The 10,298-nt window shown below is 40.3% G+C and carries 9 protein-coding genes and 1 pseudogene; 9 read left to right on the forward strand and 1 reads right to left on the reverse strand.

Annotation, left to right across the window (positions count from 1 at the left end; all coding sequences use genetic code 11):
- The first annotated feature begins 23 nt into the window (after positions 1-23).
- From ACLCEG_RS13375 to ACLCEG_RS13400, 6 genes are all read left to right on the forward strand, one after another.
- Positions 24-731, forward strand: coding sequence for an FFLEELY motif protein (locus ACLCEG_RS13375; protein ID WP_019456887.1), 708 nt, complete (start codon positions 24-26; stop codon positions 729-731).
- 147 nt (positions 732-878) lie between these two features.
- Positions 879-1,826, forward strand: a complete 948-nt coding sequence (ubiE, locus tag ACLCEG_RS13380) for a bifunctional demethylmenaquinone methyltransferase/2-methoxy-6-polyprenyl-1,4-benzoquinol methylase UbiE (RefSeq protein WP_004699042.1) — start codon at positions 879-881, stop codon at positions 1,824-1,826.
- A gap of 11 nt (positions 1,827-1,837) precedes the next feature.
- The gene (locus tag ACLCEG_RS13385) at positions 1,838-2,506 is read left to right on the forward strand and encodes an SCP2 domain-containing protein (protein ID WP_004699044.1); all 669 of its coding nucleotides are present in this window, start codon (positions 1,838-1,840) and stop codon (positions 2,504-2,506) included.
- Between the two features lie 12 nt (positions 2,507-2,518).
- Complete coding sequence (locus ACLCEG_RS13390) at positions 2,519-4,138, forward strand: ABC1 kinase family protein (RefSeq protein WP_004699046.1); 1,620 nt, start codon at positions 2,519-2,521, stop codon at positions 4,136-4,138.
- Between the two features lie 120 nt (positions 4,139-4,258).
- Positions 4,259-5,572 carry an FAD-dependent oxidoreductase gene (locus tag ACLCEG_RS13395; RefSeq protein WP_410567879.1) on the forward strand — a complete coding sequence of 438 codons (1,314 nt, stop codon included), beginning with the start codon at positions 4,259-4,261 and terminating at the stop codon, positions 5,570-5,572.
- Positions 5,573-5,598: 26 nt separating this feature from the next.
- Positions 5,599-5,985: a VOC family protein gene (locus ACLCEG_RS13400; RefSeq protein ID WP_174735579.1), complete on the forward strand. Its 387-nt coding sequence runs from the start codon at positions 5,599-5,601 to the stop codon at positions 5,983-5,985.
- A gap of 1 nt (position 5,986) precedes the next feature.
- Here the strand turns inward: ACLCEG_RS13400 and ACLCEG_RS13405 are convergent, their stop codons facing one another.
- On the reverse strand, positions 5,987-6,253 hold the full coding sequence (locus ACLCEG_RS13405) for a hypothetical protein (protein WP_200028157.1): 267 nt from the start codon (positions 6,251-6,253) through the stop codon (positions 5,987-5,989).
- 212 nt (positions 6,254-6,465) lie between these two features.
- Here ACLCEG_RS13405 and hisIE point away from each other — a divergent pair, with 212 nt between their 5' ends.
- From hisIE to ACLCEG_RS13420, 3 genes and pseudogenes are all read left to right on the forward strand, one after another.
- Positions 6,466-7,233, forward strand: coding sequence for a bifunctional phosphoribosyl-AMP cyclohydrolase/phosphoribosyl-ATP diphosphatase HisIE (hisIE, locus tag ACLCEG_RS13410; protein ID WP_410567881.1), 768 nt, complete (start codon positions 6,466-6,468; stop codon positions 7,231-7,233).
- A 9-nt stretch (positions 7,234-7,242) separates the two neighbouring features.
- Positions 7,243-8,745 (forward strand): UvrD-helicase domain-containing protein, encoded by a 1,503-nt coding sequence (locus tag ACLCEG_RS13415; RefSeq protein WP_410567883.1) that lies wholly within the window; start codon positions 7,243-7,245, stop codon positions 8,743-8,745.
- A 23-nt stretch (positions 8,746-8,768) separates the two neighbouring features.
- Positions 8,769-10,148 (forward strand): annotated as a pseudogene (locus ACLCEG_RS13420) (AAA family ATPase).
- Positions 10,149-10,298 lie beyond the last annotated feature (150 nt).

The following is a 10,298-nucleotide window of genomic DNA, read 5'->3' on the forward strand; positions in this document are numbered from 1 at the left end:
ATAGCCCAATATTAGAGCCTTACATGTCTAAACTCGCTGCTTTTGATGATCTTTTACAACAATATAAAACATTTAATTATCATGATAATCCTGTGCTTGCCCAACGTTTGCAAGATGTACAAACATGGCTAAAAGAGCGGATGAAAGATACCCATCATGACTTTTTTAATTTGCCAGAGCATAAGCTCATGTCAGAGTATTTTTTAAACCGTTTATATGGTGGCCCAGAGTTCGATGCGCTTGCTGCACAAATTGAACGTCTATTGAAATATGCCCATAAAGCCGAAAAAGTATTACCTGAAAATGCGATTAAAACCGGAACTAAATCGGTAAGTTTGGCTGTGCTTGCAACTCAACTTGATGAGCAAGTTGCCATGCAACTTCTCGCAGACTACCCAGCAGATACCGTACTCACCGACGAGATCATGCGCTTAACCTTAATCAAGCTTGATCAAGCAGAAGCCCGTTATCAACAGCTTGCTCTTCTTGACGATCTAGGGATCGCTTTAGATAAATACATGCGTTCATTTATGATGTTCACTGCATTTAAAATGTGTAAAGGAATTGCTCAAAAATATCATTTCGAATTGATGTATGATTTTATTCAAGATGGTTTTAGTGCGATGAAACCGTTAAAATCTGCCGAGAGCTTTATCAAGACTTTTACGGAAAAAGAACGCCAAATTGTTGAAAATGTACATTCAGGGCATCCGAATCCGTTTAGAGTGTGATAAGGTCGGCACATAGAAAAACTCAACCTCACGAAGTTGAGATTTTATTCATTATATTTGCATGATGATGCCTGTAAAAATAGACAAAATCTGTCATCATGCAGAACTTATTCCGTTTCACTTGAGTTTGAGTCTAGGAGAGACAATATGTCTAACGAAAACCAAAAGCCAACATCTCCAACTGAGCAGGCACAAAGTTCAGACAAAGTTAGCCCATTCCTAAGCTCACCTTTACCGCAAGGTACACCTCAAGGGCAACAACAATCTTTACAGCAAACGCTAACAGATACACCTGTTAGTGGTTCTGTACCTAAATATAATTTACCACGTGGCGCTGGTAACACTGGCAACGTTGGTGAAACAACACACTTTGGTTACTCAACAGTTAGAACTGAAGATAAAGCTCAAAAAGTTGCTGAAGTTTTCCACTCGGTTGCAAGCAAATATGACTTGATGAATGACTTGATGTCATTTGGTATTCACCGTCTATGGAAGCGCTTTGCAATTAATATGTCTGGTGTTCGCCGTGGTCAACACGTGTTGGATATTGCGGGCGGTACAGGCGACTTAGCAAAAGTATTTAGCCGTGAAGTAGGTCCGCAAGGTCATGTGGTACTTTCCGACATTAACGAATCTATGCTGAATGTTGGTCGTGACCGTCTGATCGATGCAGGCTGTACCAATGTCGATTTCGTTCTTGCCAATGCAGAAACATTAGAGCCATTTGCAGACAACAGCTTTGACCTTGTCACTATTAGCTTTGGTTTACGTAACGTAACTGATAAAGATGCAGCACTTGCTTCTATGTTCCGTGTACTTAAGCCAGGTGGTCGTTTACTGATTCTTGAATTCTCTAAACCTGTATTTGAGCCATTCTCAAAACTTTATGATCTTTATTCATTCACTGCTTTACCGATTATGGGTAAATTGGTTGCCAATGACTCAGAAAGCTATAAGTACTTGGCTGAATCAATTCGTATGCACCCAGACCAACGTACTTTAAAAGGTATGATGGAAAATGCTGGTTTCCAGAACTGTGACTATCACAACTTAACTGCTGGTATCGTTGCCGTTCACCGTGGCTTCAAACTGTAAGGTATAGCGATATGTGGTCGATTCTGGCACTTGGTGCAGTCGAACGTATCATTCATCATCTGATCGATCTGGATGCATTAACCCGCATTCAGCTCAATCAGTTACAGGGCAAAATGTTGCGTGTTGTCATCGATAGCCCGCAGCTTTCTGTCGATGTATTCTTTGACCAAGAAAAAGTACGTCTTGAGCCTACTGCAACTGGGCATAGCGAAAAACCTTCTATTTTTGAACAACGCCCTTTTGATCCGCAATTCAAAATTTCTGAAGCAACAGCAACTTTGCATGTCAAAGATGTGGTTGAACTCATCAAACTATTGGTGAGTGATGCAGACCAGATTGGTAATATCCCACTAGAAGGTGACTATCACCTATTACAAGATATTCAAAAAATTATGCAGCAAGCTGAACCTGATTTAGCTGCGCATTTATCAAAATGGGTTGGTCCTCAACTCGCTCATGAAATTGGCAAGATTCAACTTGCACCAAAGCATTTAAAACGTTCTCTTCAAAGCCATCTATTTTTTGCTGAAGATGCTTTAAAAGAAGACAGCGGTTTATTTGCCCCACGCTGGGAAATGGACAATTTAAATCAAGCTACGCGTAAGCTTAATCAAGATATTGACCGTCTAGAAGCTAAATTGCAGCAGCTCAATGCACAACTACAACCCACTCAAGACTAGGTAAGACTGTATATGATTCCGCACGTTTCACGTTTACTCGAACTTTGGCGTATTGCAGCGCACTATAGACTCGATACGTTATTCCCTGCGGATGAATTACCTGTTAAAGCTCAGCGTGCATTAAGTGTTATTAAAATGCATCCTGCTGCATGGTCGAGTCGCGAACGTAAAAATCCTTTAAAGCTTAAAGAAGCTTTAGAAGAGATGGGTCCACTTGCAATCAAACTTGGACAATTATTGTCAACTCGACGTGATTTAATTCCACCTGAAATACTCGCTCAATTGGTCTTACTTCAAGATCAGGTAAAACCTTTTGATAGCAATGTTGCCAAACAACGTATTCAAGAATCATTAAAAGCTGACGTAAATACCTTGTTTGCACGATTTGATGACCAGCCATTAGCAGCTGCTTCAATTGCACAAGTTCATACTGCTGCTTTGCACGATGGTCGAGAAGTCGTTGTTAAAGTGACTCGCCCCGACATTCGTAATCAAATTTTGCAAGACTTTGAGATTTTGGCATGGTTAGGCAACACACTAGAAAGTCGCCTTGAAGCTGCTCGTGCCTTACATCTCTCTGAAATTATTCAAGACTACCGCCAGATTATTTTAAATGAGCTGGACTTGAGTATCGAAGCAGACAACACGCGTCGTATGCGCCATTACTTTACTGGCTCAACCATGATGTACGTGCCTGAAGTCTACATGGATACCAAAGATGTCATGGTGGCTGAACGTATTACTGGTGTGCCTATTTCAGATACGGCAACCTTTGACCGTCTAGGCATGGATCGCGCACAACTTGCAGAAAAAGGACTAACCATTTTCTTTACGCAAGTATTCCGCGATAACTTTTTCCATGCTGACATGCATCCCGGCAATGTCTTTGTAGAAACAATTAACCCAAGCAATCCACGCTTTATTGCACTCGACTGTGCAATTATGGGTGAGTTATCTAAGCATGACCAAATGACCATTGCCCGCATGTTGCTTGCTGTCATGAACAGCAACTTTATGCAGCTCATTCAAATTGTGCATCAAGCTGGCTGGATTCCACCGGGAACTGATCAAGATGCGCTATCGCGTGAAATGCGTCGCACAGTTGGTCCAATGGTATCTAAACCAATGGATCAACTTGATTTTGCGGGCATCTTGATTCAAGTAATGGATATTGCCCGTCGCTTCCATTTAGAGATTCCACCTCAACTCATGTTGTTGCTCAAGACTTTAGTGCATGTCGAAGGTCTAGGCACCGATCTTTACCCGCAGCTCGATATCTGGAAATTGGCAAAACCTATTTTGACTGAATGGGTCAAAGCCAACATGAACCCAGTCAAAAATATAAAAGAGTTAGGACAGCAACTACCTGACCTGCTTTTAGGTGCCCAAGATTTCCCAAGCTTAATTGTTGACAGTTTAAATGGTTTAAAAAATCAGTCTGCTTGGCAAGACCGTCAGTTACGCGAAATGCAGCAACTTCGTTTGCAAATGGAACATCAACAACGCCGCAGTTGGATATTTGGCAGTACCATGCTGATTTTGCTCACCATCGCGATTATTAGCCCTTGGTTTGTTTCTATTATTTTAATTGTGCTAAGCAGTTTATTAGCGCTTTGGCGTATATTGAAATAAGTTCTAAAACCCTTGCAAGTGCAAGGGTTTTTTATGGCCAACTTTAATTTTTAAAAAATATAGATCGCTTATTCGTTCATTGCTAAATTAGCATTCATAAATGCTTGAAAAGAACAAACAATGAAAACACCTCATTTTGCTATTATCGGGGCAGGTACAGCAGGTTTAGCCACTGCCATTTTACTTGCCCGAGAAGGCAATAACGTTACTATTTTTGAACAAGTTGATGAGTTATCTCCAGTAGGTGCTGGATTATTACTACAACCCGCGGGCTTAGCTGTATTTGAACATTTAGGTGTACTCGACAAAGCCTTAACCTTAGGTGCGAGAGTCACGGGCCTAGAAGGACAACTTCCGGATAAGCGCCTTTTAGTTAACAGTCATTATCACGAAGCATCAGCAAATCTTTATGGTTTAGGCATACACCGTGCCACTTTATGTCATGTGCTCACTCAAAAGCTTAGCGAGTATTCAAGCCAGATTACTTGGTGTATGAACCATTCTATTGAAAGTTTTGAAGAACGTAACGATGAAGTTCGACTATTCGGAACTCATCAAAACCAAAAGTTTGATGCTTGCTTTGATGGTCTACTCATTGCCAATGGTGCTCGTAGCCAGTTACGCCCCAAAGCATGGGTAAAGGTTGACAAAGCTTATCCATGGGGAGCGGCGTGGAGTATCGTGCCTGAGTGCCAAGTCCTCGATTCTGAGATTCTGCATCAATTTTATGATCACTCGAAAATTATGATGGGAATTCTTCCTACAGGAGCCATTCCAACAGAACCTCAACAGCGCCTTTCGAGTATATTTTGGAGCTTACCTACCCCACAATTACAAAGCTTTTTGCAAGATGAACAAGCCAAGCAGGCTTGGTTAAAGCAAGTCTCAGAGCGATGGCCCAAAGTGGCAGAATGGCTAAAAGAAATTTTGTATAATAGTCAAACTCAACCTAAATGGTTATCTGCAAACTATCGTGATGTCGTCATGACTCAATTTGGTCAAGGAAGAATCGGGGTAATTGGAGATGCAGCTCATGCAATGAGTCCACAGTTAGGGCAAGGCGCAAATATGGCGTTATTAGATGCTTGGGCTTTTTCTCAATCATTACAACATGCCAAGAAGAACCAGAATATTGATTGGTCCCTACTCTGGCAGCACTATCACCAGCTTCGCCACTCATCCACCCAGTTTTATCAATTTCTCAGTCGCTTATTAACACCACTCTATCAATCTGATCATTGGTGGACTGGAGGTTTAAGAGATCTTGTTTTTCCGTGGATGTATCAAATTCCCTATTTTCGAAAGGAAATGGCCATCACAATTTCAGGTTTAAAGACTAGTCCGTTTCAACAACTTGATTATGATCAAGTCGCTCAATTACCTAAAGAAAGCCGTGCGTTTCATTTAAAAAATGAATCCCTGTCTGACTATTAACCCTATTGAATACTTGTGAGTAGCATATGAAAATCAGCCATCTTGATCATCTTGTTTTAACTGTTGCCAGTATTGAGAATACATGTAATTTCTATCAAACCGTGTTGGGGTTTGAGGTCATCACTTTTAAAGGTGATAGAAAGGCTCTACAGTTTGGAAATCAAAAAATAAATTTACACCAGCAAGGTAACGAGTTTGAACCTAAGGCATTACAGCCAACTCCCGGATCTGCCGACCTGTGTTTTATTTCAGATACCCCTATTTCAGAAGTGGTTGCACACCTTAATCAATTAAATATACAAATTGAAGAAGGTCCTGTTGAACGTACTGGTGCAATGCACTCTATTCTTTCAGTTTATATTCGCGACCCAGATCAAAATTTGATTGAGATTTCAAACAACATAAAGTTATAAGTCATTTATAGTTTGCAGGGATATTTTGTAATTGTTTTTCAATATCCCAATCTTTAGGTTTCTCTTTTAATACCGACCAATTAGCACCTGCCTCCAACCATCTCTTGCGGTTTGCTTTTACGGACTCTTTAGTACAATCTTGATATCCAAATTCAGTGCCACAACAATCACAAATGTCAAAGTTTGGATTTTCCCCATTTTCACCCCACGGCTCTTCACCCTGTATCAGCCCACACACTCGACAAGCAAAATTTTCTATTTTATCCAAAATTTATTTTCCTAAGTTATACAATATGCTGAGATAATTTTATAATAGCGATGACTTCACAAATCAAAAGTAATTTAAACAACTCTCAAGTTATAAGTTACTCATATCTATCTTACATATAAATCATATAACCGATTTTTTATACAACAAGCATAGCCAACCCCAAGCACAAGCGCTACACTAGCTCATTTCCACTCAATGGATTTCCGCTCATGTCAAACTGGTTAGATGAAGTTAAATTTGATTCCAATGGTCTTATCCCTGCCATTGCTCAACATCATCAAACCGGACGTATTTTGATGGTAGCGTGGATGAACCGTGAATCACTTGCACTCACAGCAGAAAAAAAACAAGCTGTGTATTTCTCTCGCTCTCGCCAAAAACTTTGGCACAAGGGTGAAGAATCAGGTCATTTCCAAACGGTTTATGAAATTCGTCTGGACTGCGATGGTGATATAATTATATTACAGGTGGAGCAACACGGTGGTATCGCGTGCCATACAGGTCGTGAGTCTTGTTTCTACCGTAAACTTACCCCACAGGGTTGGGAAATTGTCGATGCACAATTAAAAGACCCTACTGCAATTTATGGTGACAAAGCTAAAACTGAAAGCCACGATCACGCTCACACCACTGAACAAGTTGATGTGCTTGCTCACTTAGGGCAATTGATGCAAGAGCGTAAGCAAGCAGAAGCAGACACTTCATATGTTGCAAGCCTCTACAAAAAAGGCATTAATAAAATCTTAGAAAAAGTTGGCGAAGAAAGCGTAGAAACTATTATTGCTGCAAAAGACTACGCTGCTCAAAATACAGAAAGCAATTTAAATGACTTGATTTATGAAACTGCCGATTTGTGGTTCCATAGCATTGTCATGTTGGGTTATTTCGATCTTAATCCACAACTTATTATTGACGAATTAGCTCGTCGTCAGGGTTTATCTGGTTTAGTTGAAAAAGCTAACCGCAACAAGGTTTAAAATCACTCAGTGTCGAATATCGAAAAACCTAAAGCCACCTATGAGCAAGCAATTGCCATAGATAATGGACGTCTTGGGCAATCATTTAAAGTGATTGCCTATGCGGGTACAGGTAAAACTACTACATTACAAATGATTAGCGATGCCATGCCTGAACGGCGTGGTATGTACCTAGCATTTAACAAAGCAATTGCTGGTGAAGCACAAAACAAATTTCATCGTAATGTAGATTGTCGTACTTTTCACTCACTCGCCTTTCGCAGTGTGCCACGAGGTGTGACTGATAAATTACGCTTGCCGCGCTTAAGTCCAAGCTTCATTGCAAAAGAATATCGACTAGAACCGATTACCTTGCGACGTATGATGGGTGGGCGTTATGAAAAATACGTCTTAATGCCAAGTCGCCTCGCAAGCCTTGTCGCAAATGCGGTGAGCTATTTCTGTTCGACTAGCTCACAATACCCCGCTCCTCGACATATTCAGGCACCCAACTGGTTACATCCAGACGATATTACTGAGCTACAAACCCACCTTTACCCTGCTGTTGAACGGCGCTGGTTAGAGTCTATCGACCCGAACCATCAGGCCGGAATTGGTCACGATATTTATCTCAAGCTTTGGGCATTGTCTGAACCTAATATTCCAGCCGATTATGTCTTATTTGATGAAGCCCAAGATGCTGATCCTTTAATGCTGGGGATTTTACTTCGTCAAAAAACTACGCAAGTTATTTATGTAGGCGATGCACATCAGCAAATCTACGCGTGGCGCGGTGCAGTAAATGCCATGCAACAGCTGCCTTTGCCAGAGTCTCGCCTCACTACTTCTTTCCGTTTCGGAGAGGCAATTGCCGATGTTGCCAATGCTTTGCTAGGTGGCTTAAATGAGACAGTTCCTTTGCTTGGTAATCCGAACCAAAAATCAAGTGTCGTCAATAAACCGCATACCAAAATGCGTGATGCGATTTTGTGTCGTACCAATGCTCGGGCAATGGAGCTTTTATTAGCTGGTTTAGTTCACGGTGACAAAGTAAGTTTGCAGGCAGACCATCAAAAACTAAACCGCTTTGTAGATGCCGCAAGCCTTTTGAAACAAGGAAAACGAGTTACTGACGTTCCCGAGTTGGCATGGTTTAACTCATGGCATGATGTTCATGAATATTGTGAAACCAATGAAGGAAGTGACATTAAACCCTTGGTTAAACTGGTAGATGATCACGGTACTGACCCACTGAAAAAAGCGCTTGCGAAGATCACCCCACTTGAACAGGCTGACTATGTCATCTCTACCGCCCATAAAGCAAAAGGACTAGAGTGGAATCGTGTCCATATTGAAGATGACTATCAATTTAAAATTAATGGCTTAGAGCACAAGATTACAGATGAAGAATTAAGATTACTTTACGTGGCCTGTACTCGTGCTAAAGTAAGTCTAAACATCCATCATCTTTATGATCTGATACAACAATTAAAAGTAAGGGCGCCTTTAAGTCTTCGAAAGTCGGTTGGTTGAAGCGCTCATAATTAGGTGAGCCTATGAGACTTGAATCTATCCAATTTAAACATGTTGCTCTGTTTCATGATCTAAAGATCCAGTTTGAATATGATAAACAACCAATTACTTTAATTTTAGGTGAACAGGCAACCGGTAAAAGTATGCTGCTTAAGCATATTTATAATGCCTTAACATGGTTTCCTGCTCGCTTGAAAGATGTCCGTACTCCAGGCGTGGTTATGCCTGATCAAGACATTACCCTTTCTCGTTTGCAGTCTAAAATAGAAGTCAGTATTCATATTCCTTCAGAGTTTGGTCAACTCCCTGAAACAACTTCAGCACAGCAGACTGACACATCACTTTGTAGCTGGAAACTGTTTAAGACCTTAAATTCGAGTGGAATAGGCATGAGTCAAGTCGAAACTCAACAACTCGATCAAGCCATTGCACTTTATCATCAAGTAACGAGAAAAGACCCACTTCAAGGTCTGCCCTTACTTGCCTATTATCCATCTGAGCGCTTTGTTAACGATATAAGTTTGCTCAACAAAAACCTACCGGGCATTACCCAATCTATTTCTGCTTACGATATTAGTTTAATTCCATTTACAACGTTTACTCGCTTTTTTGAATGGTTACGTGAAATTAGCGATATTGAAAATGCGCAAGCAGCTCATGTTGTTCAAAAAATTATTTCACAACAATCAAATCCAGAAGATCAGGACGAACTTTTACGCCAACTTCAAATCGAATTGGCAGGACAACCAAAGCAACTACCCTCACCAAACTTATACGCACTCAAATCAGCGTTAAAAACGGTTTTTCCAGAGCTTTCTGAGCTCTATTTATAATATCATCCAAAGCTTCAACTTATGGCGCATTACCAAGGTGAGGTTTTAACGTTTCAGCAACTTTCAAATACCACAAAAACATGGATTGCTTTGGTAGGTGATATTGTTCGTAGACTTTGTTTACTCAATCCATTAAGTCTAAACCCTTGCCTTGAAGGCGAAGGAGTTTTGTTAATTGACCAGATTGATTCGCAATTAGATGCTCTGCATTGTTCTGAAATTTTAAATCGTATGCATCAAGCCTTTCCGCGTTTACAAATTATAGTGACTGGAAGCCGTGAAGAATTACTTGAACATGCAGTTACCTACCAATGTCTTAAATTAGAACATTGTAAAGTTACTCAACTTGATTTAAATACCACTCAACAGCAGCTTGAACACCTTTATACGCTCTTGCAAAGAGACGAAACAGTTCCTCATGTCGATACACTACCGCTTGATACTCAACCTTCAATAACTCAAATCGACAGTTTGTACCAACAAATCCAAGGCTTAAATGAACAGCAAAAAATTGAATTATTACGTATGATTCATACAGGAGATACTTCAGAAGAAACTTCTTCGCTATGAAACGTTATTATCCATTTAGTGCAATTTTTATAATAAAAACCTCATTCGCTAAATATACGATGAAATCTGGTTTTTAAGCTGAAAAATCACTAGATGTTGTTACCGCATGTAATAACATCAGATTTTTAATGATTTTTTAGTGTACAATAA

It is taken from the genome of Acinetobacter sp. H1(2024) (assembly GCF_046557555.1).
Lineage (GTDB): Bacteria > Pseudomonadota > Gammaproteobacteria > Pseudomonadales > Moraxellaceae > Acinetobacter > Acinetobacter seifertii.

Excerpts from the sequence above, each read along its gene's own strand:
- ACLCEG_RS13375 (WP_019456887.1), top strand. The coding sequence starts at position 24 with ATGTCTAAACTCGCTGCTTTTGATGATCTTTTACAACAATATAAAACA.
- ubiE (WP_004699042.1), top strand. The coding sequence starts at position 879 with ATGTCTAACGAAAACCAAAAGCCAACATCTCCAACTGAGCAGGCACAA.
- ACLCEG_RS13385 (WP_004699044.1), top strand. The coding sequence starts at position 1,838 with ATGTGGTCGATTCTGGCACTTGGTGCAGTCGAACGTATCATTCATCAT.
- ACLCEG_RS13390 (WP_004699046.1), top strand. The coding sequence starts at position 2,519 with ATGATTCCGCACGTTTCACGTTTACTCGAACTTTGGCGTATTGCAGCG.
- ACLCEG_RS13395 (WP_410567879.1), top strand. The coding sequence starts at position 4,259 with ATGAAAACACCTCATTTTGCTATTATCGGGGCAGGTACAGCAGGTTTA.
- ACLCEG_RS13400 (WP_174735579.1), top strand. The coding sequence starts at position 5,599 with ATGAAAATCAGCCATCTTGATCATCTTGTTTTAACTGTTGCCAGTATT.
- hisIE (WP_410567881.1), top strand. The coding sequence starts at position 6,466 with ATGTCAAACTGGTTAGATGAAGTTAAATTTGATTCCAATGGTCTTATC.